The sequence below is a fragment of the Paenibacillus sp. Z3-2 genome, assembly GCF_054161325.1.
The window spans coordinates 382,636-405,909 of record NZ_CP096397.1; the positions used below are offsets into that span (position 1 = coordinate 382,636).

Genomic DNA, 23,274 nt, shown 5'->3' on the forward strand with positions numbered 1-23,274 from the left:
GTAACCGTCACTCCAGACCAAAAACGGTAAGGATATCCGTACATCTTATACGGTTTCAGCAACCGTCACTTCAATCTTGAAGCGATTGTACATATCCAGCAGGGTTTGACGCAATTCCTCGAACGAATCACCCTCCACGATAGCATACCCTGATCGGGTCATGGTATCGTTTACGTCCCCTGCGCGTTGCCCCACTTGATAGGATACATTGAACTCAACGATGCCAGGGATATCCGCGTAATCCGCTATTCCGGATATGTGTTGAATTACCCCTGCGCGTGAAGGGAAGCAGATCATGCCTGTGAATTTATGGCTCGTCTCCTGTTGCTTAAATTCATATATTCCAACTTCCAGATCAGTGACGGCTTCGAAGAAATCAACGCCATGGGTGTTCTTGATACAAGGAGGCATGACATGCGATCCCCCGATTCTTGCACCAATTTCTCCAAACACCACTTCTCCTTCCGGAGTCAGAAAAAGTTCGGCATGTGTTACGGATTGATTGATACCCAAGGCAGCAATGACCCGTTCATTGAGTTCTTTGATGTGATGGATAAAATCAGCTTCCGTGCCTTCAGGGAACGTAATACTGGCCGGAGGTTTCTGCTTCGTCGCAATATCCAGGCAGTTATACAAGTATTGGGAAACGGATGCAAATGCAACCTTGCCCTTAGACACAATGGAATCACAATGAAACTCCGTTCCGTGGATGAATTCCTCCAGCAAATCCCTTTGCTGTGCTTGTCTTGTATGGTGTAGATAATGTGTCAGTTCATCCATGCTGGATAATTTGAACGTATTGATACTTCCATATCCGCTGAGTGGCTTCACAATAATCGGGAAGCCGTGTACAGCAGTGAAACGAATATAGTCCTGTTCATGTAGAGCAATTGCAATTTCAGAGGTCCGAATTCCGCGTTGATGCAGCATTTGTTTCATGATCCATTTGTTGCGAACAGCCTCAGCCTGATTGCGCTGCATACCGGGGATCCCGAATTCGGAGCGGAGCTGACCACCGATCTCAATGGCATTCTCACCCGGCGTTAACAAAGCTGTGATGGAATGGGTTTCACGAATCTCGATCATATGCTCCCGAATGGCATCCACAGATTCAAGATGATCAACATACCTAATTTCATCAAAGAAATCCTGGAGCCGCTCGGCATGATGCAGATTGTACCGTTCAATAATCAGAATTTTCTTGTGATCCGCCAATTTCTGCAACGGTTTAACGAAGTTTAATCCGGTAGGTAGCCTGAAATCAGATATGTATACAATCGTTTTCATACGTTCTCGTATATCCCCTTTCAGCAAAATGATAAAAATAGTAAAAATTCATTTCATAACATTATAGCTCAATATTTTCCATTTTGAATACACCTTTTAGTTAAAAATATGAACCAAAATACATATTTATGTTGCGTTAAAGTGTTAATTGACAATAGGGATTTTTTGGTATACGATCTTTAGCGGATTAGAAATAAAAAGGAGGAAATAGAAATAAATGGAGATCGTTAAAGAGAAATATGCCATACTGGGAACGCTGGGAGACGATGAAGGATTCCTGACTTGCAGCATGCATATCGCGAAGAAGCTAGGCAACTCGGAACGAATCAAGCCATACCCCGAATTTGAAGCGGCTGCGGAAGACTTGAGATCAGGGATCATTTCCTGCCTGCTGGTCCCCGGGGCGTATCCCAAGCTCAACAGCTTCATCATGGATTCTGAACTAGCGGTGTCTGAGAGCTTTGTTGAAAAGATTCCTGCGCTGGTTCTATCCGGATACCATGCGGTATGTCCAGATCACATCGATATTATCTATCATCATCCAGCAACCACATACTTGTTATCTGAACTTGATACAACCTATAGAGAGAACAGCACCGTATCGTCCAACCCCGAAGCCTGTAGAAAGGTTCTGCACAACACGGAGAATTCCATTGCGCTCACGAATCAGCTATGCGCTGATCATTACGGGCTTGTGACCTACAAGGTGTTGCGTGAGGGAATCAACATGCCATGGGTATGTTTTACACAAAATACACAGAGGGTGAATGCAGTCATATGAAGAGAATTGCTATTATACTGGATAAAAATCTGGAACCTGGCGCCGCCGCTAATGTGGCTGCCCTGTTAATGGGACAAGCAGCCCTGAATGAGCCGGGGTTATATGCTGATCAACCTGTGCTGGATCATAGCGGCGTTCAGCATGCGGGCATCCGATATAGCACTGTCATTCTGAAGGCTGGGGAGAATCAGCTGATCAACCTGGTCAAGTCCTGCTCAGATGGCAGCGATGGACTGAGTCATATTGTTTTTTCACAGACAGGTCAGTCGCTCAACAATGCCTTTGAACAATATGCAGTTGAGATTGCTTCGATGGAATTGGAAGCTACCAAAGTGGTAGGTGTCATTGTTTGGGGAGAAGATGATCAAGTTAGGGCAGCGACCAAAAAATTCAGTGTCATGAAATAACAAAGTCCTGGTGAATAAGGCTCAAAATAAGACAAAGCCCAAGTGATGATGCGACTGCACATCGTGTCAAATTGGGTATGAACATAACATAAGGGCAGAAGCTGATCTTAGAGATCACTCTGCCCTTCTTTACATATGAAAGGATCGTTATAGATTGCTGACAACTGCCGCTTTCTTTTCCGTAAAGTAATACACCAAGGCGAGCAGTGGCATGATCAGGCCAATCAGCGTTGTGAGACTCCATCCTCCATTCGCATAAGACCAGCTTCCAAGAGAGGATCCGATAGCTCCGCCGACAAAAAAGATTGACATGAATATACCGTTCACACGTCCTCTCGCTTCACTTCCTAACGAATAGATAATGCGTTGACCCAGCACCAGATTTCCCGACACGGCCATATCCAGTGTGATCGCCACAATCACAAGCAGAATCAGTGCAAACGTGGAGTGGTTCTGGAACACATAAGCCAGACCGAATGACGCAGCAGCAATCACCATGGCAGCACCCGTCAGAATACGTGTTAGTCCGCGATCTGCCAGTCTCCCGGCGATGGGAGCGGCGATAGCACCTCCAACACCAGCCAGTGCGAACCAGGCAATTCCTTGCTGTGACATGCCGAAATCGTTAGCCAGCCTGAGTGGAACCGTAGTCCAGAATAAACTAAAAGCACCAAACAGACTGGCTTGATAGAACGCCCGACGGCGTAACAAAGGCATCGTTCTGAATAGTGTGCCCAAGGAGACGATTAATTGCCCGTATTTCAAGGTGGGTTCAGGCTTGCGAGCAGGAAGAGCACGGGATAGAAGCAACATCAGAAGTGCTATGACAATAGCCGAGAATACAAAGACCGTCTGCCATCCGAAGAGGCTGGTGATGAAGCTTGCCACAGGACGAGCGAGCATGATGCCTAGCAGCAGACCGCTCATTACATTGCCGACCACCTGTCCGCGTTGTTCTTCGGAAGTAAGATATGTCGCATAGGGTACCAGAATTTGAGCAACAACAGAACCTATGCCAATGAATAGAGAGGCAGTCAGAAATACAACAGCAGTGGGCGAGAAAGCCGCAGCAATCAGGGCAACGACCAGTACGATCAGGAATAGCACGACCAAGCGCCGATTCTCCGTAATGTCACTGAGCGGTACGATAAATAGCAAACCAATGACATAGCCAATCTGTGTCAACGTTACAATCAATCCGGCAGCGGCAGAAGACAGCCCTGTGGTCATGCTAATCGGTCCGATAACAGTCTGAGCATAATACAGGTTTGCCACGATTAATCCACAAGCTGAGGCCAGCAAAAAAATAATCCAGGTGGGCACAGGCTCCCTCTTCACTTGTTGTCTCATATCCATCATAATCATCCTCCACAGTTCTAAATTAGTAGTACCTATAAACAGGTAATATTAAAATCGCCAATTACTAAACGTTACGTACACTAATTACGAATTATAATAAACTAAACGTTTAGTATTGTAAATAGGCGTTGAAATTTTTTGTGAATATAAAAGGTGAGCCGAGGATGTAATTGTGTGTGCTCATCGCAGTTTAGTATAATGAACGTATCGTTTTTAAGAATATGACTGATGATGAGAACTATGAATTAATTTACATCCAGGAGGGCTCAAGATGACTGCCAAAAGAGGACGTCCGCGTAACATGGAAACCCAGAATGCCATTCTTACAGCATCGTATGAGTTGTTGTTGGAGTACGGATTCGGGGCAGTTACGATCGAGAAGATCGCTGAACGTGCACAGGTGAGCAAAGCCACCATCTACAAATGGTGGCCGAACAAAGGCGCCGTCATTATGGACGGATATATGTCAGCTGCAACGTCAAGATTGCCAGTACCGGATACAGGTTCGGTATCTGAAGATATACGCATACATGCGAGTAATCTGGTTCGTTTTTTGACCAGTCGGGAAGGCAAGGTCATCACACAGATTATTGGGGAAGGGCAGTCGGATGCAGGGCTTGCCGAAGAATACCGTACAAGATACATCCAACCACGTCGACGTGAAGCTCGGGGAATTCTGGAGAAGGGTGTGGAGCGTGGCGAATTGAAGGCAGGAGTAGACATTGGATTGTACATTGATCTGATCTATGGGCCGGTGTTCTATCGTATGTTAGTGACGGGGGAAGCGATGGATGATTCCTATGTAGAGGTGTTGCTAAATTCCCTGTTTGGAGGCATTCAGTCCAAGTAGATGTAGGGAGAGCGACAATACCGATGAGAGGAAGTAGAAAGAGGGAGGAGGGCAATTCGTAGGAATTACCCTGGAAGGAACATGTGTGTATTGTACGTGGGAGAAACTTAAACCTGGAATATAGGTGCGATGACTGTGGGCCATGAATCTGTAACGTTGGAGGAAAGGGAGGATGAGTGCTCGCTTAACACCGGGGGTTCGTTCCACACCGAACTGGGCAGTTCACGACGTAGTATAGGGGCCACTTCCTTGGCAAAACGCTCCACTTGCTCCAACTGCTCGCTATGCGTTAATCCATCTACGCTGATACTCAGCGCCTGATGTCCGTAAGCGGCATGATAGTCCAGAATTTTCTCAATGACCTGCTCGGGACTGCCGATCAACACGGGACCTCGTGCGATGTTATCCTCCAGATCGGTGAAGGGAGACTGGTTATGCTGTGCGGCGGCGGTGGCATGGAACGCTTCATAATATGGCTTGTAGCGGCGGATAGCTTCTTCACCGGTATCCGCAAGATATAGACTGCCGGCACCGGAGCCAATCACTGCCTGCTGCGGATCATGACCATAATAATCAAGGCGCTCCCGATAATGATCGATTAACGCTTTGTATTTGGCTTGCGGATGAAAAGAGTTCGACGTGAAGAGCGGCTCGCCATATTTGGCAGCGAGTTCGGTCGATACAGTGCTGGACGCGCTACCATGCCAGATCGGGATGGATTGCTGAAGTGGCCTAGGCCACGTGGTAACTCCCTCAAGCGGAGGGCGATATGTTCCCTGCCAGGTTACATTCTCTTCAGACCACAGCCGTCTTAGCAGATGGTAGCGTTCATCGAGTGAATCCCATTGTTCCTCTTCGCTTATGCCGAACAGCGGATAGTGCCGAGGGTCATTGCCTTTCCCGATGATCATGTCCAGCCGTCCGCCCGATAATTGATCCAACGTGGCATAATCCTCGGCAACCCGGACTGGATCAAGTATACTAAGAACAGTGACGGTGGTTAGTAACCGGATGCGTGTGGTTGCTGCGGCTATTGCCGTTAATACGACAGGCGGTGAGGAAGATAGAAACGGTGCACCGTGTCGTTCACCGATTCCATAGGCATCGAATCCCAGTCGTTCAGCCAACTTCGCTTGCTCTAATATATTGTGGAATTTCTGCTGAGTCGTCAGAGCTTCCCCGGTTACTGCATTAGGCAGATTCATCATGAGACTAAACAAGGCAAATTTCATCTGACCTTCTCCTTGAACTGAATTAATAATTTTGTGTTGTATAATCCTATTGAGATAGTAGGATATGTAAGTTGCATTAAATGTATCACGTTCTTTCTAATTCTTCTAATGGATTTTTTCTATAAGCAAACATTCATTTCATGCTTCGATGCATATATGTGAAGGTAATTGCCACGATTTTTATTGACCGCTGTAAAATTTAGGATTAAAATTGTGCATATCATATAAATTCAAAATTATGGATTTTCATTGTGGAGGTGGGATACATGGAACCTACAACTACGATACGCTCATATATTGAGGACTACATCAGGAAACAAGGGTACACCTTACAGTATTTTGCCGACATATCGGGGGTTAACGCCGGAACGCTCAGTGCGATCATTAAGGGGACTCGGCCCATCGCTATGGCACAGCTGGATCTGATTACCCAGGGCATGAAGCTGGAAGAAGGATATTTCTACGAGATTTATGGGGCTGAATGTTTCGTGGAATCGGCACCCCACTGGAGAAGGCTGGAGCCATTCCTGCAGCGCTGTGCTGAATTGGACAAGCTGGAATGTATTCAGAGGGTTATCCAGGAAGTAACGGATGATCGCTCGTATATCTCGGAGTTGTTCGAATTGGCTGAAGGCATGCTTGAACGTGGACAGCAGAAGGCTGCGCGGATGTTGTATGAATGTGTGGCAGAATGCGAGAAATATCAACACTCGGAACGTCTGGCGCTGTGCCAATATCGGATCTTCACGCTATCTCTCGGTCAGGACCAGCATGAGAATCTCCGTGCGGCAGTACATTTTGAACCGTATATTAATCGGCTGGATGAGGAACGACAACTGGATGCGATAAAAGACCTGGCGAATACGTATGCTTCGCTCCGGTATTGGGATAAGTCATTTTCTCTTGCTGATGATTTAGGACGGAAAGCTGAAATTATCCAATCGTATACAAAGAAAAAAGTGAATAAAGAAGATAGAGTTACAGCTTATCCGTTATTTGTATATCAGGCATATTCAAACTTGCTCAAGGCCACCGCATGTGAGTGGAAAGGTGAGTACACTGAGGCACTGTTATATACAAGAAAAAATGCTGAATTAGCTAGTGTGTTAAATTTTAGTGACGAAGATATATTTTATATTGATATGTTTAGTAGTTGGACTGAGGCCAACACCTACTTATATAATTTGATGATGGGGAAGAAAGAGGTTCTCCCCGTGTATCTAGCTTGGGTTGAGCAAAGTGAAGGAGAAACTCTTACTGCTCTTGTTAAAATTATTGAAGCGGCAAATAATTATGAAATGGATATAGATCATATTTTACTAAAATTTGATAATTCCATTAATCTAATGTTGAGTGATAAAACCTTAACAGAAGGATACAATGAACAAATAAAGAATGACCAATACTCTAAACTTTTATTTGAGCTGGCAATGTATCTTTTTAACAGAGAGCGATACGCAGAAGGAATGCAGAAGCTTGTCTCTTGTCTGAGTTCAGCTATTAGAATTAATAATTCTAATGACATAATACAATGTATTGCTCTCTTTGAGAGATACAGGTCTTTTGCATCTAAAGAAATAGAAAATAACTATCGCAATCTAATGGAGGAGGTTTACAGCTATTATGAAAATAAAAAAAATCATAACTATACTCTTGTGTAGTGTTGTGATTATTAGCAATTTCCCTATAAGTCAGTTTGATGTGAAAGATCGGATGTATGCACCATCAGGTCATGGTACCGGGAAATTGTAATATATAAAAAGGATCACTATGGATACTTTATCGGCTTATTTCGGAGTGAGGAAATAAGCTTTTTTGTATTTTCATAGATTGACCAATGTAAAATACAGGATTAAAATAACATTTATTATATGAAATTGAATTATAAGTGGTTCTAATGACGGAGGTGAGACAGTGGAATTGGTACCTAAAATAAGAGTACTTATTGAGAAATATATGAGAGAGCAGAATCTCAAGTTGCAGCATTTTTCCGATATTACTGGAATTAATGTTGGAACTTTAAGTGCCATTCTTAAAGGCAACAGGCCAATGTCTATGAACCAACTGAATCAGATTACTTCTGTTATGGGATTAGAGAAAGGGTATTTTTATGAGAGTTATGGGGTTGAATCCTTCATAGAATCTTCGCCCCACTGGAGACGTTTGGAGCCATATCTATATGAGTGTGCTGAGCTTTGTAAGCTGGATTGTATACAACAAGTCATCACTCATGTAACGGACGATCGATCATATATAGAAGAATTATTTGATGTAGCTGAAAGCTTTTTTGCTAGAGGATTAAAAGAAGTAGCTCTTATTTTGTATGAATGTGTGGCAGACAGTGAAAAATATCAACACTCCGAGCGGTTGGCCTTATGCCAGTACCGTATTTTTCTGCTTCATAAAACACTGAATAAATTCAATAACTTAAATGCCGCAGTAAAGTTTGAACCTTTTATCGAAAAATTGAATGAGGAAGTACAACTGGATGCGATTAAAGATTTAGCTAATTTGTATGGCGCGATAAATCTATGGGATAAGGTTTTTGAACTGGCTAATGAATTGATTCTAAGAACTGAATTCCAAGTTCAACTTCAATCTATGAGACGGAACAGAAAACCAAGAATAGCCTTTTATCCTCTATTTACTTATAAAGCTTATGCTAATCTGCTCATGGCAAATGTATCTGAAGAACGTAAGCAATATATGAAAGCTTTGGAGTACACAGATGTTTATGAGGATATTATGGATGGGGTTAAAAATCCAACAGAGGAAGAGCAAGAATTGATAGATCGATTCAAGGGCTGGGCTGAGGGCAATCGATATTTGTACAAAATACTATCAGGTGACTTCGAAGGCTTAAACCGTTATTTGAATTACCTAGATGTTAATCATGCCGAAATTTTAACAGCACTCGCCTATATTATACAGGCGGCAAATCAGTACTCTTTTAATATTGACCATGAATTAAATAGATTCCAAAATCACATTGATCAAATTAAAGCGGCAAGACATGTAAAAGAAATATATAACGAACAGGCATCAAATTTTAGATATATACGCTTATTCTACGAACTAGCAAAATACAGATTGAAACAGAACCAAATTGAACAGGGAATAGAACATCTAATTACTAGCTTGGAACGTTCATCTTCATGTAATGAAGATCTAATGTGTATCAAATGCATTGATTTGTACGGAAAATACAGAAATTCTGCTAGTAAGACCCAGGAAGAGCAGTATATAAAACTAATAGTTAAGTTAAGTGTACCAACTTTTCGATAGTAAAACATCTGGGGAAGGACGATGAAGACAATGTCCGATATACGTTCCTATATTGAAAGTCACTTGAAGAATAAGGGATATAAACTACAGCAAGTTTCAGAAATAGCTGACATTAATGTGGGTACGTTAAGTGCTATCATCAGAGGAACCAGACTTATGTCAATGAATCAACTAGACCAAATCACATCAGCAATGGGTTTGGAACAGGGGTACTTTTATGAAATGTATGGAGTTGAATGTTTTATTGAATCTGCGCCCCATTGGAGGCGATTAGAACCGTATTTATTTCGTTGTGCTGAACTTGGTAAGCTAGATATTATACAACAAGTCATTACTCATGTAACAGATGATCAATCCTATATTGATGAGTTATTTAATGTGGCAGAGAGTCTCTATAATAAAAGCACCAATGAATCTGCACTCATTATATATGAATGTGTGGCCGGTAGTGAGAAGTATCAACACTCGGAGCGGTTGGCCCTTTGCCAGTACCGCATTTTCTTGCTTCATAAAACACTGAGTAAATTTGACAATCTCAATGCAGCAGTAAAGTTCGAACCTTATATTGATAAATTAAATGAAGAAGTGCAATTGGATGCAATTAAAGACTTGGCTAACGTGTATATGACGATACATTTGTGGGACAAGGTCGACACATGGGCACGGGAACTGGAACGGAAAGCAGAATTCCAATTAAAAATTCAATCTCGTAGGCGAAAAAATAAAAGAAGGCTAACAGCCTATCCTCTTTTTACATATGTAGCCTATGCACACTTATTAATAGCAAGCGTTTATGATGCCCGTAAGGAATATGAAAATGTCCTAAAGTATACAGAAAAATACTTGGAAATAGTTGAGCTTGGGAATCCTACACAAGAGGATCAACAAATAATAGATTTTTTCCGAGTATGGGGGGAAGGGAATCAATATGCCTCCCAATTAATGCTTGGTCAAGAAAATGTAATCGATTCTTATTTGGATTATATCGAAAACAACCCATCAGAAATATTAGCTGGATTCGTTAATATTTTGCAAGCAGCTAATCAGTATTCTTTTAACATTGACTTTGCTTTAGATAGATTTAAGAACCAGATCAAATTGTTTAATACAGACATGCACTTTAAAGGTGGTTATAACGATCAAATGTTAAACCACGGGTATCAAGATTTTTACTATGAATTGGGATATTATCAAATAAAACAACGTAATTACTTACTTGGGATTGATGCCTTACTCATGTGTTTAGAACTCTCTTCTTCAAGTAAAGATGACCTGATGTGTATTAAATGTTTAGATTTGTACGGGGAGTATAGGAGCGAAGCCAATGAAAAACAGATCAGAAATTACAAAAATGTAGTAGAAAAGTTAAGTTTGCCGACTTTTTGATAATGAAATATCTGGGAAGGGACGATGAAGAAGATGCACAATATACGTTCCTATTTTGATAAATACTTGAAAGACAATGGGTATAAACTACAGCAGTTTTCAGAAATTGTTGACATTAATGTGGGTACATTAAGTGCTATCATCAGAGGAACCAGACTTATTTCAATGAACCAACTAGACCGGATTACCTCTGCAATGGGTTTGGAACAGGGGTGCTTTTATGATATGTATGGTGTGGAATATTTTATTGAATCTGCACCCCATTGGAGACGCTTAGAACCGTTTATATATCGTTGTGCTGAGCTTGGCAAGCTGGATGTTATTCAACAAGTCATTACTCATGTGACAGATGATCATTCATACATTGATGAGTTGTTTGAAATAGCTGAAGAATTGTATAACAAAGGAATGAAGCAGGCAGCACTTATTCTGTATGAATGTGTGTCTGAATGCGAAAAATATCAGCACTCTGAACGGTTGGCTATGTGCCAATATCGTATATTTCTTATTAGTATAAATTTAAAAAAGTTTGATAACCTTAATGCAGCAATTCGTTTAGAGGTTTATGTAGAGAAGCTCAATGAAGAATTACAATTGGATGCGATTAAGGAACTGGCTAATGTATATAGTACAATGGATTTATGGAAAAAGGTTTATTCATTGGCAGAAAAATTAGAAAGAAAATCGGATGCATTATTAAGATTTAAGTCTCGAGCAGAGGCTAAACGTATTACGGCTTATCCTTTAATTACTTACAAAGCTTATGCGAATCTGTTAAAGGCAAGTGTGTTTAAAGCACGTAAAGAATATGCAGTGGCTTTAAAATATACAGATATTTATGAGAGAGTAGTTGATATTTCTGGTCCATCAGAAGAAGAAGGGGTTATGATAGCCAAATTTAAGAGATGGGCTCAAGGAAATCGTATAACTATTAATTTAATGTCTGGAAATCAAGAATTTATACATGAGTATCTTAATTACCTGGAAGCTTACTCTGAGGAAACGTTAACTGCCTTTATTAATATTATTGAAGTTGCTAATGAACAATCTCTTAAAATTGAGTTTGATTTAGAAGAATATGAAGACAAAATCAAGCGATTTTATTTAGATAGAGGGTGCAATTCACGAATTATAACTCATAGATATATGTTGTTTAATTATGAACTTGCAAAGTATAAATGCAATCGACAAGATTACCAAAACGGTATAGATATAATACTTTATAATTTATCTCTTTCAACTTTGAACCAAGACGATCACATGACAGTAAAATGCGTTGATTTATACGGAACTTACAGACAGCAAGCTAGTTTGTCCCAGCAAGAGACGTATTCACAATTATTTAAGACGATAAATATTAAATAAAACAAACAGCCTATCTGCTTTTGAGGTAGGCTGTTTTGTATTTTGATAAAGGATTAAGCAGAGCGCAATGCCTTTTCTAAAGATTTGTTTTTACAATATTATGCAAAACATATTATGTTCTAAAAAGCACCTGTAGTCATTAGCGAAACTAATAGCTTACTCATATTGAATATTTTCCAGAATGTCCTAGAGGGGTACATGCTATGAGAGAACGGAGTATCTTGAAAGACCAAATCGAGCAAGGTCGGCAAGAGTTGAGTCGCTTGGTAGATCAATATGGAATCCCGAATGTGAAAGTGCTTGAGCAGTCCAAAGCATTGGATGAATTGATTAATGAATATAATCGATATACCTTAGCAATTAATGTGAAAAAGTAAAATGGTATTATATCCAAACGTATTCAATGGATTCTTTTTGTGAAGCTAAATGATTTGATTAGCTAATCTGAACGGTGAGGATTGATTTTAAATATTTTATAGGTATTTTATTCATAAAAATACTATTTTAATATTTTTTGCATAATATTATAAGGTTTTCTCAGGCCGATTATATTACTATTTCAGTTTTTATGAAAAGCTTAAAGTTTCCTTCAAAACGGAGGTGATCACATCGTTAGGATACAGATATATTTTAATTAATGATTATAATAAAAATTCTAAGTTCAAAGATATCACAGTTCTATAATTGTAAATGGATATAGACTTACTATTTGGGATTAATATTTTAAACTACATGGAGGTTGTACAATGAAGAAAATTAAAGGTTTTATTTCGACATTACTCATATTTGTTCTTTTGGTTCCATCACTAACTGTATCCGCTTCTGCAAATGAAAATAAGATCAAAGAAGTTGAACCAGGTGTATTTATCGGTGAACTTTCTGATGATCAAGTAATAGAAAATTATAATAAATTCAATATTGTTATTCCAGAAAAAATAAATACTGAATATCTTGGGAATATCGTTGACGATATGACTTTATACAAAACAGAAGAAGAAACTGCCTCTGATGGGACAAAATATATCTATGATTACTACAAGCTCAGCTATAAGAATACGAATGATGCAAATTTCTTGAAAAAACAAATCGCAAACTTAAAAAAATCTGGGAATGATAATGTCACTCCTTTCGCAGAAAGAAATGATGAGGGAGACGTACGAATTGTCACATCTTTTGAGCCTATAGTCGAACAAACAAAATTTGACTCGGTTAAAAAAAATCTACGCTCTAATTTAGCAGCTAAGTCTTATGAAAAGTATTTTTCACTGTTATCAGGAAAACTTATTTCTAATTACGTTGTTGGTTTTTTTGTAGGGGAATTACAAAATGATTTGCTTAAAGGATTACAGGGTAGTGGTGATGCAACTGGCTATTTTAGATTAGCAAAGAAAACGGGTCAGGTTTACCGCAACGGCTCTTTTAAAAGTTATTTTGAAACCTACCAACAAGAATGGTACTGGAAACATGAAGCAGTAACATACAATAGCAATGGTAGTATTAAGAATGCGGCTACAACTTACTATCTTCCCGACTCGTTTGGTTACCTTCCTATAAATTGGGTTTATTCAACTTATTTCTATAGTAATAAAGATATTATCGAGATCGCACAACATCAATATAGAGTTGAACCTAATCGTTCTACTCCTGCTAAAGACATATTTAAATCCGAAGGTTATAGAAATGATTGGAAAACTAAAGGGAAAATGTCTTATTAATATACTCAAAATAATTTAAAGCTTAACACAGACAATGTTATCTGTGTTAAGCTTTTTAAACATAATTATTTCCATTATAGGCTTGATTTTTTAAACACTTTATAATGAAAAATTTAACATTAGATATCTTTTATCAAAACACACACCTACAAATAAATATACTTATTTTATGCTTTAGGAGGCAGCCACATGGTCAGAAAAAAAACGATTATTCTATTGGCTCTTTCACTGGCTATTTTAATAGGGGGGATTGGAGGAGTATATGTATTCAAATCACCCGAGCGAGTGATAGAACATGATCTGTCCCATTTTTTTAAGAATGAGAGCACGTCTTACACCTATCCTGATTCTGTGATTCAATTCCTGAATTATCATACTATTAATAATCTCCACAGACCTAGTGTCACTTATAAAACAATTAATAGTAATTCAAATTCAAAGGAAGTGCTTGCCAGTTTCGAGATCATTATTTATGACGACATAAATCAAATCACGGATATCAAATCGGGCGCTCTAATTTTTAGGATGACTCGCAATAATATCACGTGGAAAATAGAATCTGCTGAGATTATACGTAACATGGAATAGACTGAGATGATATTTACTTTAATTGAGTTTTTAGGTTTCTATTTCTAATATTGTATTATCAAAGGAGAATTTAAATTTGAAAAGTAAAATGATTTCCTTATTAGCCCTTATCTGTTCATTTGTATTATTTGTTATTGGATTTCAGTTTATTGCTCAAAGTACTGATTGGGGTATGGACAAAGCTATGTTGGTTTTTGCAGAATACCAAAATGTTAAGTCTGATACGTCTGATATCTTTGGTAGTTTCATAAACTCAGAGATTTGGTCGTATAAAATTGAAGGAATATTATTGATATTTGTAGGGATGTTACTGTTGTATTTAGCAAATTCATTACGAAGTAAATAAGTAAAAAGTATTCGGGTCCCGAATACTTTTTTTCTTATTTACAATTTAATTTTTAGTTCAACATATAAGTATGAAAAAGGCTGAATTTCTTTGAAAACTTATGTAAATAAACATTTTATTCTGCAAAGGAATATAATATGAATTTTTTGGCAATGTATCCTAAAATGTTATACAAAGAGGGGGTGCATGCTGTGAGTGAACCGGTACAGATCACAGATAAAATCGAACGGAACAGGCAAGAGTTGAGTCGTTTGGCGGAGAATCATGGCATGCAGGACAACAAAGTCCTCCGACAGTCCATGGTACTGGACGAGCTTATTAATGAATATAATCGATTCAAATATAAAAGCCATCTCAGGAACAGACAACCGATTGCATAATGCAGTCGGTTTTTTTGTCTAATTAGTGTTCTATAGAAATAGCGTAGTCGACTGTAGCGATACAGTCGGCTTTTTTTGCGTTCACCCTGAAACCAATGCGTATAACTTGAAATTCCGTACCAATTCCAGGATTGGCAGGATAGCGGATGATCATTAAAACTGGATATGATGACCCCAGTTATATCCAGATTGATCTGTGAAGGGGGCTCATACAATGATCGGGAGAGGGAGGGATGAACGGAAATGATGGACAAGGTACACAGTTATTTTGGGAAAAACGTAAACCTGCGCACCAAGTTGCTCCTGTTGTTCCTGGCGCTGACGTTGTTGCCGCTAAGTTTGCAGGGAATGATGAACTACAAGCATTTCTCGCAGACGATGGATCGCAAGACCGAGCAGTTCACCATTGAACTGGTTCGCCAGATTAACGCCAATCTGAATCGGTTGCTGAAGGACTTTGAGCGGTTGTCGCTCTTGCCGCTTTACGATCAGATGGTGCTTGGCATTCTGGGCAAATACAACGCTTCAATGGGGTCGGGTGCATGGGCGAGGTCTGAGGATTATCTGAAAATGAAGCTGTACACATCGGGTCAAGCTTATGACAGGCCCGAGATTCGGGGAATACATCTGATCAGCAACAGCGGCATTCTGTTCTCCAATCTCGATTCGCTGGCGGTCAAGCCGGTATGGGACAGCAGGCAGGATGACTGGTTTGCAGAGCTTGAAGACTCGGAAGGGACATGGCGCCTGCTTCCTCCGCATGAACCCGGCTATTACACGGGCGGTCAGCAAGAATCGTATATATCAGTGGGCAGAGTGCTTCGAGATCCGGGCACGCTCCAGCGATTGGGTTACATTCTGATTGACATCCGTCTGGAGGCCTTCGGGCAGTTGTTATCCAATCTGAATTATGAGCAAGATGCAAGCCTGATGATTGTAGATAGCAAGCAGCGTCTTCTGTTCGAACGGACCTCAACCGGAGGAATGTCTGCGTACGACCAGTTGCTAATGCATGGACAGCTTCAAAGCTATGCAGGAAACCAAAAAGTTGTTCTGGATGGGCAGCCCTATCTCTACGTACAACACCATTCCAGTTATTCCGGGCTTTCGGTGATCAGTCTTACACCTATTGCCGTGATTCAAAAGGAGTCGGGTGAGATGCTCACCTTTACAATATGGTTCGCAGTGTTGTGTATGGCGGGTATAGCGATTCTGGCGGTTCTGTTATCTTATCGTATCACCCGGCCACTGATTCGACTGAAGCACCACATGATTCGGGTGGAGCAGGGAGATTTCAGCCAGCGTGTAGCACACTTCAGCAGTGATGAATTCGGACAGATTAGCCGGGGATTTAACCGAATGATGGAAGAGATTCATCGACTGTTCAATGAGGTGTTTCTGCTGGGCATTCAAGAGCGGGAGGCAGAGTTGTCAGCGTTACAAAGCCAGATGAATCCCCATTTTATATACAACACGCTGGAGTCCATTAACATGATGGCCATTCGCCAGAAGCATGCTGAGGTATCGGACATGGTGACGGCGCTTGGCAAGCTGCTGCGCTATACGATTGATAAGGTGGACCGGATGGTTCCCCTTGGGGAAGAACTGGCTTTTGTACAATCCTATGTACGCATTCAACAGGTACGTTACGATGGCAAGTTAGAGGTCATCTATGACATTGATGAAGCAGTAACGGAATGTTTGATTCCCAAGCTGATGCTGCAACCGCTGGTGGAGAATGCAGTCTACCATGGCATTGAAGGGCAGGAAGATGGGGGAATGATCTGGATATCTGCCTTGAAATTCGACCACGAACTGCTGATTAGCGTGCGAGACAACGGTAAGGGTATGGCTCAGGCAGAGATGGATGAGTTAAACGAAGCCATCTCCAGACAGCCTGCCCATGAGGCATTACGTTGCCATGCCGGTGATAGTCTGGGACTCAACAATATCGCCCAAAGGCTTCGCCTCATATATGGAGAAAGCGGCAGCCTAAGCATCGATGGAAGTCCCGGGCAGGGTCTGGTAGTCACGATATCCATTCAACTTCTACCGAAAGGGGAATGAAGCGTATGTACAAAGTATTGCTTGTAGAGGATGAGACGGTCATCCGTCAAGGACTGAGAGAGCTGATTGTACAAGTGTCTCCTCAGTTCAAGGTAACGGGTGAAGCTGCGAGCGGAACCGAGGCACTGGATTTTCTGAGGTGTGAAGTGCCGGATGTGTTAATCACGGATATTCGCATGCGTGAAATGGACGGATTGACATTAGTATCGAAAGCAAGAGATATGTACCCTGAACTGCTGATGCTCATCATCAGCGGCTACGGTGAGTTTGAATATGCACGCAGAGCGATGGAGTACGGGGTGTTAAACTACCTGCTGAAGCCGATCGAACGTCATGAACTGGCATTATGTATACAAAAAATGCAATTGCTGCTGGATCGAAGGTACGGAATTTCAACCCTTTTGATCACGGAGCCATCCGGGAAGGCTGAGCACGCTGGAGGAGATATGCGGAAGATTATCCGAGATGTGAAAGAGCACATCAAGCAGCATCCCGACGGGGATCTGCGGCTTCAGACGGTAGCAGCACTTGTTAACCTGAATCCCACCTATTTAAGTCAGCTGTTCAAGAATGAAACGGGAACCAACTATTCGGAATACATCGCTGTGGCACGTATGGAGCGGGCCAAGTGGCTGTTGATCAACACGGGTCTCAAAATCTATGATGTGGCACGGTTATCCGGGCATCAGAGCCCCAAACACTTCATGTTGGTGTTCAAGCAGCAGGTGGGATGGACCGCAGGAGAATATCGAGACCGATTCAGTATCTCTTGAAAAACCATACCATTTCTGTATTTGACGTGATTTAAGAGGGGACGATGCTTTCGTTATACTTTGGTTGCACATGTATACCACGACGTCCATAAGGGGGATTTCCATGAAAAAAGCAGGACTGATACTGATGCTTGTACTCATGATGATGGCTTCAATCGCGTGCGCAAGCTCCAATTCCAGCAGTGAATCTGGCAGTGCAGGCGGGGAGAATGAAGAGGTCGAGCTGAAGTTCATGATGTGGGGCAATCAGGCGCATATGGATGTGTACAACAAGCTGATCAATGACTTCACGCAGGAAAATCCAGGCATCAAGGTAACGATGGAATCCGTACCTTTCGCAGAATACCAGCAAAAAATTTCGGTGCTTGCCGCCGGAGGCTCTCTTCCCGATCTTGCCTGGGTATCGGAGCGAATGGTACCACAATTCAAGTCCAACCACATTCTGGCCGATGTATCCGAGTTCAAGGATGATGCACAGTTTAAGCTGGATGATTATATTCCAAGTACATTGGATTTGTTCCGTGATGGCGATCAACTGCTGGGGCTACCTTTTTCTACACCTCCGGTGGTCATGTTTTACAATAAAACGCTGTTCGACAAGGTCGGCCTGACTGATCCAAACACACTTGCCACTCAAGGACAATGGACATGGGAACAGTTCGAAGAGTCGGCCAAAGCCATTACCAGCAAGGATGCGAGCAACCGAGTCTATGGCGCCAACTTTTTTCGCGACTGGAAGACCTGGGCGGTGCTTTCCTCCTACTCTTGGTCCAATGGAAGCGGTCCATTCGACGAAGGCATGACAACGTTCACCTGGAACGATGCCTATGGTGTACAGACCTTAAAATTACTGGAGCGCATGATGTTTACCGATGAATCACACCCGAAGGCGGGCGAGCAGGTCAGCTTCGATGCAGGTAATGTGGGCATGTTCTTTGATAATTACAGCTATGTTTCAAAAACAAGGGAGATTACGGATTTTGAATGGAGCATCGCTCCTATGCCTTCCGGCTCTCAAGGCAGTGTGCCGATGCTGGGGCAGGCCGGATATGCCATGTTCAACGACAGCAAACATCCAGAGGAAACGAAGAAGCTGTTGAAGTATTTTGCCAGTGAGCAGGGTATTCAGGCGACAGCCACCTACTTTGTACCTCCGCGTACCTCTGTTCTGAACTCAGATGCATTCATTCTTCAGCCGAATAACCCGAGCAAAGAGCATATCGTGCAGGCGGTCATTGATGAAATGCCGAAAGCGCGCTTAATTCCCGGTCATATCCGTTGGCAGGATATCGACAATGCGGTATTACAGGGATTTGACCGACTGTTTGCCCGTACAGCGACAGCTGAGGATAACCTGAAACAAATGCAGGAAGAGATCCAAAGTGTGCTGCAACCCTAATTTTCGATCGAAACTGGAGGTGAGAATGATGGGTAAATTCAAAGAATTACTTGAGCGGAAACCGCTGTCGCTGGTGGTCAGCCTACCTGAGAACGATCTATCCTTGGCCCGGGCAGCCATGGAAGAGGGTGCTGATGCACTGAAGGTGCATTATAATGTCGGTCATCGCGCCAGCGGGAATCACTTTGGCCCATTGGACAGCTATGCCGAGGTGTTTCGGGCGATTCGTGCCGAATTTGGTGGTCCGCTTGGGGTCGTACCTTCTGGCAGTATAGATGGAGCACGAAGGGAGGATGTAGAGCGTCTTGGGGGGCTGGGCTTTGATTTCTATTCCATCTATGCACATCACTTGCCTTCCTTCATGTTGAATGACTTGGGGCTGGACCCAACGTTTGCGATCAATGAGGAATATGATGCTTCCCTCGTAACATCGGCAACGCACTTCGGCTTCACCGCTCTGGAGGCATCCATTGTACCCGGAAAGGAATATGGTACACCGCTGAGCTTCGCGGATGTGCTTAAGTATCGCCGTCTGGTCTTGCAAGCCCAGGTTCCGGTATTAGTTCCTTCCCAGCGAAAGCTGGTACCGGAGGATGTTCGGGTGCTGCGCGATACGGGGGTTAAAGCAATTATGATTGGAGCGGTCGTAACAGGTAACACCGAGGAACAGCTGCGAAGGGCCGTGAACTCGTTCCGCAATGCGATCGACAGTCTGAACCGTCCAGACTATATAAGTTGAACTAAAGAATATGTACACTTGCGACTCCGATGCCAGAACAACCCCAGCTTCAGGGGAGAAGTCTAATAAAGGGGGGCCTGATTGTGACCTATCCACGCAAGCGCAAAAGAAGGGGGCCTCTCGCCAGAGAGGCCCAGATCGCGGGGTGGCTGTTTGTGTCCCCGATGGTGCTCGGGTTTACCCTGCTGCTGCTGTTTCCCATGGGTTTGGCGTTATACATGAGCCTGACCGATTGGCCGCTGCTGGGGGATCATCATTTTATTGGATTGGATAATTACCGGAATATTATTACAGACGCCATGTTCTGGAAAGTGCTCGCCAATACGGTTTATTTCACAGCGGGGCTGGTGCCGCTTAATATTGTGCTCGCCCTGCTGCTCGCGTTGCTATTATCCAGAAATCTGCGGGGCATCGGAATTTTCCGAACCGCCATCTTTGTTCCGGTCATGACCTCGTTAATCGTATGGGCCATCGTGTGGAAGCTGATGTATGCGACAGAGTCGGGATTGATTAATCAGCTTCTATTGATGGCGGGCATCAAGGGTCCGGCCTGGCTCTACAATGAGGATCTGGCGATGCCGGCGGTTATTGTGACGAGTGTGCTGAAAAATGTAGGTTTGAATATGGTGCTGTTCATTGCAGCGATTCAGCAGGTACCGCGTTCACTGTACGAAGCAGCAACATTGGACGGGGCGGGCAGAAGGGGAACCTTCTTCCACGTCACGCTGCCCATGATCACGCCAACCGTATTTTTGACAGTAGTCATGACCGTGATTGGTTCACTCAAAGTATTCGGGCAGATCTACGTGATGACACAGGGCGGGCCGAGCAACAGTACAAAGGTATTGGTTTATTATATCTGGGAAAAAGCATTCAAATTATTTCAGTTCGGCTATGCTTCTGCTCTTGCGTATGTGCTGTTCTTCATCGTGCTGATTCTGACACTGCTGCAATGGCAGCTCCGAAAGAGGTGGGTATTCAATGAAGGCGATGCCTAGTCCTTCGGGGCGGAAGATAGGAAGTACCCTGGGGACGTATTTGTTGCTGACCCTGATCTCGCTCATTATGATTGTGCCATTTATCTGGATGATATCGACGTCATTCAAGGAGCCTCAGAGTATATTTACCTATCCACCGCAGTGGATACCGGATACATTCCGATTTCAGAACTACATCGATGTCTTTCGATTGATTCCGTTTCACCGTTTTTATTGGAACAGTATCTACATTTCTGCATTGGTTGTGATGGGAACAGTATTCTTTGCCTCTCTCGCTGGTTATGCATTCGCCAAAATTCCGTTTAAGGGACGTAATGTGGTATTTCTCATCCTGCTGAGTGCGATGATGATTCCCCATGAGGTGACAGCGATTCCGATGTTTCTATTCATGCGGCAACTGGGGTGGATTGATACCCATCTTCCGTTAATTTTGCTGCCGATCTTTGGTGCGGGGGGCGTGTTTGGCATCTTTGTGATGCGGCAGTTCTTCATTACGGTGCCAACTGAGCTTGAGGAAGCGGCGATGATTGACGGCTGCAACCGATTCCGAATATATGCGCGAATTATGCTGCCCATTGCCAAGCCGGGTATGGCTACGCTGACGATCTTCACGTTTGTGACCATCTGGAATGAGTTTTTTGATCCGTTAATCTTCATTAACTCGCGTGATCTAATGACGCTGCCGCTTGGATTATCCCTGTTTACAGATGAAGTGGGTACAGCCTGGCAATATCTGATGAGCGCCACCGTCATGGCAACCTTGCCACTGTTAATTGTTTTTTTCCTGGCACAACGGCGCTTCATTGAGGGGGTCGCCATGACGGGACTGAAAGAGTAAACCGTGTAATACGTGCAATAGAACGGAAGGAGGGACAACATTTGCGTGAACGGATGAGCATGAAAAAGGAAGAGGCAGATGTCGTTATTGTGGGAGGGGGCCCTGCGGGGATAGCGGCAGCCATTGCGGCTGGACGGCAGGGTATACGGACAGTGCTGGTGGAGCGATATGGATTCGTTGGAGGAATGTCAACCGCTGCTATGGTCTATCCCTGGATGACTTTCCATACGGAGCGCGGTGAGCAGGTTATTAAAGGTATTGCGCAGGAGATTGTGGATCGTTTGCAGGCACGTGGCGGCTCCCCGGGGCATCTGCGCGATACAGTCGGATTTGTGCATACCGTCACACCGTACCATCCAGCCATCTTTCAGGTGGTTGCGGCAGAGATGTTGCAGGAGGCTGGTGTCCGGCTGTTACTGCACAGCTTTGTGGACGAAGTGGTTGTTGGGGATGATCGGGTGGAAGCGGTACGAGTGACAAACAAGTCTGGACGAAAAGAGTTCCATGCGAATGTATTTGTGGATACAAGCGGGGATGCGGATCTGGCTTATCTTGCGGGTGCTTCTGTGGCAAAAGGACGAGACGGGGATCATCAGTCGCAGCCGATGACCATGAAATTTCGTATGCGTGGTGTGGATCTTGGACGAGTAAAACAATACATGCAGGAGCATCCGGAGGATTTCTATGTGAAAACCCCCTTTGCTGAACTGGACAGCATCCCGTTAACCGGGGTGAGTGGTTTCTATTCCCAGTGGAAAAAAGCAGGTGTGCCGATTAATCGCGACCAGGTGCTTTTTTTTACCGGACCGGCAGAGGACGAAGTGCTGATTAATTGTACCCGGGTGCAGGGACTTGATGCGACAGATGCCGAGGATCTGACCTCTGCTGAACAGGAAGGACGGAGACAGGTGCTGATGATCGCTGAGTTTTTACAGCATGATGTCCCAGGGTTCGAACGGGCTTCGATCTCGGCAGTAGCACCGCAGATTGGTATTCGTGAATCGAGACGGATCATTGGACATTACGCTTTGACCCAGGCAGATGTGGTTGCTGGACGGAAGTTCGACGATGTAATTGCTAGAAGCGGTTATCCGATTGATATCCATGACCCTTCGGGTCAAGGCGTTGTGGCTGCCTTTATAGAGGGAGACGGGGCGTACGATATTCCGTACCGCTGTCTGATTTCTCACAATATTCGCAATCTGCTGGCGGCAGGACGCTGCATCTCCACCACACATGAGGCGCATGCAACGACAAGGCTGACTCCAAGTTGTATGGCTACCGGGGAGGCCGCAGGGACAGCTGCTGCACTAACAGTGAAGATGAAGCTTGATCCGGTGGAACTGCCGATATCACTGCTTCAGACGGAATTACGTCGCAACGGAGCGGTAATTGGAAGTGGTTAAGTTAAGCCGCCGAGTGATACGAAAAAGTCCAGGTATGCACGGGAATGTGCTTACCTGGACTTTAGTGTGCTTT

Annotated in this window: 22 protein-coding genes; 19 read left to right on the forward strand and 3 right to left on the reverse strand. The window is 43.2% G+C overall.

The features are described 5' to 3' along the window. Nucleotides 1-45: 45 nt before the first annotated feature. Nucleotides 46-1,287, reverse strand: a complete 1,242-nt coding sequence (locus tag M1D71_RS01905; protein WP_458125012.1) for an ATP-grasp domain-containing protein — start codon at nucleotides 1,285-1,287, stop codon at nucleotides 46-48. 217 nt (nucleotides 1,288-1,504) lie between these two features. Between M1D71_RS01905 and M1D71_RS01910 the strand changes: the two genes are divergently transcribed. Further along, entirely contained in the window at nucleotides 1,505-2,068 is a 564-nt protein-coding gene (locus tag M1D71_RS01910; RefSeq protein WP_458125013.1) for a hypothetical protein, read from the forward strand. Next, complete coding sequence (locus tag M1D71_RS01915) at nucleotides 2,065-2,475, forward strand: DUF2000 family protein (protein WP_458125014.1); 411 nt, start codon at nucleotides 2,065-2,067, stop codon at nucleotides 2,473-2,475. The genes M1D71_RS01910 and M1D71_RS01915 overlap by 4 nt, the downstream gene beginning before the upstream one ends. A 147-nt stretch (nucleotides 2,476-2,622) precedes the next feature. Here M1D71_RS01915 and M1D71_RS01920 read toward each other — a convergent pair whose 3' ends face one another. Further along, the gene (locus M1D71_RS01920) at nucleotides 2,623-3,834 is read right to left on the reverse strand and encodes an MFS transporter (protein ID WP_458125015.1); all 1,212 of its coding nucleotides are present in this window, start codon (nucleotides 3,832-3,834) and stop codon (nucleotides 2,623-2,625) included. 271 nt (nucleotides 3,835-4,105) lie between these two features. On the opposite strand from M1D71_RS01920, the gene M1D71_RS01925 reads away from it, so the two are divergent. Then, nucleotides 4,106-4,684 (forward strand): TetR/AcrR family transcriptional regulator, encoded by a 579-nt coding sequence (locus tag M1D71_RS01925; protein WP_458125016.1) that lies wholly within the window; start codon nucleotides 4,106-4,108, stop codon nucleotides 4,682-4,684. 107 nt (nucleotides 4,685-4,791) lie between these two features. Here the strand turns inward: M1D71_RS01925 and M1D71_RS01930 are convergent, their stop codons facing one another. Further along, nucleotides 4,792-5,916, reverse strand: coding sequence for an LLM class flavin-dependent oxidoreductase (locus M1D71_RS01930; protein WP_458125017.1), 1,125 nt, complete (start codon nucleotides 5,914-5,916; stop codon nucleotides 4,792-4,794). Nucleotides 5,917-6,182: 266 nt separating this feature from the next. Here M1D71_RS01930 and M1D71_RS01935 point away from each other — a divergent pair, with 266 nt between their 5' ends. The 16 genes from M1D71_RS01935 to M1D71_RS02010 all read left to right on the forward strand — a co-directional run bounded on the left by M1D71_RS01935 (nucleotide 6,183) and on the right by M1D71_RS02010 (nucleotide 23,201). Further along, nucleotides 6,183-7,577, forward strand: a complete 1,395-nt coding sequence (locus tag M1D71_RS01935) for a transcriptional regulator (RefSeq protein WP_458125018.1) — start codon at nucleotides 6,183-6,185, stop codon at nucleotides 7,575-7,577. Nucleotides 7,578-7,830: 253 nt separating this feature from the next. Further along, on the forward strand, nucleotides 7,831-9,201 hold the full coding sequence (locus M1D71_RS01940) for a helix-turn-helix domain-containing protein (protein ID WP_458125019.1): 1,371 nt from the start codon (nucleotides 7,831-7,833) through the stop codon (nucleotides 9,199-9,201). 30 nt (nucleotides 9,202-9,231) lie between these two features. Then, nucleotides 9,232-10,587, forward strand: coding sequence for a helix-turn-helix domain-containing protein (locus M1D71_RS01945; RefSeq protein WP_458125020.1), 1,356 nt, complete (start codon nucleotides 9,232-9,234; stop codon nucleotides 10,585-10,587). A gap of 24 nt (nucleotides 10,588-10,611) precedes the next feature. Further along, on the forward strand, nucleotides 10,612-11,952 hold the full coding sequence (locus M1D71_RS01950) for a helix-turn-helix domain-containing protein (RefSeq protein WP_458125021.1): 1,341 nt from the start codon (nucleotides 10,612-10,614) through the stop codon (nucleotides 11,950-11,952). A 203-nt stretch (nucleotides 11,953-12,155) separates the two neighbouring features. Beyond that, nucleotides 12,156-12,329 (forward strand): Spo0E family sporulation regulatory protein-aspartic acid phosphatase, encoded by a 174-nt coding sequence (locus M1D71_RS01955; RefSeq protein ID WP_458125022.1) that lies wholly within the window; start codon nucleotides 12,156-12,158, stop codon nucleotides 12,327-12,329. 369 nt (nucleotides 12,330-12,698) lie between these two features. Beyond that, the gene (locus tag M1D71_RS01960) at nucleotides 12,699-13,667 is read left to right on the forward strand and encodes a hypothetical protein (protein WP_458125023.1); all 969 of its coding nucleotides are present in this window, start codon (nucleotides 12,699-12,701) and stop codon (nucleotides 13,665-13,667) included. 189 nt (nucleotides 13,668-13,856) lie between these two features. Further along, entirely contained in the window at nucleotides 13,857-14,255 is a 399-nt protein-coding gene (locus tag M1D71_RS01965) for a hypothetical protein (RefSeq protein ID WP_458125024.1), read from the forward strand. Nucleotides 14,256-14,331: 76 nt separating this feature from the next. Next, nucleotides 14,332-14,601 (forward strand): hypothetical protein, encoded by a 270-nt coding sequence (locus tag M1D71_RS01970; protein WP_458125025.1) that lies wholly within the window; start codon nucleotides 14,332-14,334, stop codon nucleotides 14,599-14,601. 191 nt (nucleotides 14,602-14,792) lie between these two features. After that, entirely contained in the window at nucleotides 14,793-14,981 is a 189-nt protein-coding gene (locus tag M1D71_RS01975; protein ID WP_036616818.1) for an aspartyl-phosphate phosphatase Spo0E family protein, read from the forward strand. Between the two features lie 243 nt (nucleotides 14,982-15,224). Then, a complete protein-coding gene (locus M1D71_RS01980) occupies nucleotides 15,225-17,048 on the forward strand; it encodes a sensor histidine kinase (RefSeq protein ID WP_458125026.1) in 1,824 nt (607 codons plus the stop codon). Between the two features lie 5 nt (nucleotides 17,049-17,053). Continuing rightward, entirely contained in the window at nucleotides 17,054-17,821 is a 768-nt protein-coding gene (locus M1D71_RS01985) for a response regulator transcription factor (protein WP_458125027.1), read from the forward strand. 103 nt (nucleotides 17,822-17,924) lie between these two features. Beyond that, nucleotides 17,925-19,220, forward strand: a complete 1,296-nt coding sequence (locus tag M1D71_RS01990) for an ABC transporter substrate-binding protein (protein WP_458125028.1) — start codon at nucleotides 17,925-17,927, stop codon at nucleotides 19,218-19,220. A gap of 25 nt (nucleotides 19,221-19,245) precedes the next feature. After that, nucleotides 19,246-19,959, forward strand: coding sequence for a hypothetical protein (locus tag M1D71_RS01995; protein ID WP_458125029.1), 714 nt, complete (start codon nucleotides 19,246-19,248; stop codon nucleotides 19,957-19,959). Between the two features lie 83 nt (nucleotides 19,960-20,042). Continuing rightward, nucleotides 20,043-20,957 (forward strand): carbohydrate ABC transporter permease, encoded by a 915-nt coding sequence (locus M1D71_RS02000; protein WP_458125030.1) that lies wholly within the window; start codon nucleotides 20,043-20,045, stop codon nucleotides 20,955-20,957. Next, a complete protein-coding gene (locus M1D71_RS02005) occupies nucleotides 20,941-21,795 on the forward strand; it encodes a carbohydrate ABC transporter permease (RefSeq protein ID WP_458125031.1) in 855 nt (284 codons plus the stop codon). The genes M1D71_RS02000 and M1D71_RS02005 overlap by 17 nt, the downstream gene beginning before the upstream one ends. A gap of 59 nt (nucleotides 21,796-21,854) precedes the next feature. Then, entirely contained in the window at nucleotides 21,855-23,201 is a 1,347-nt protein-coding gene (locus M1D71_RS02010; RefSeq protein ID WP_458127135.1) for an FAD-dependent oxidoreductase, read from the forward strand. Nucleotides 23,202-23,274 lie beyond the last annotated feature (73 nt).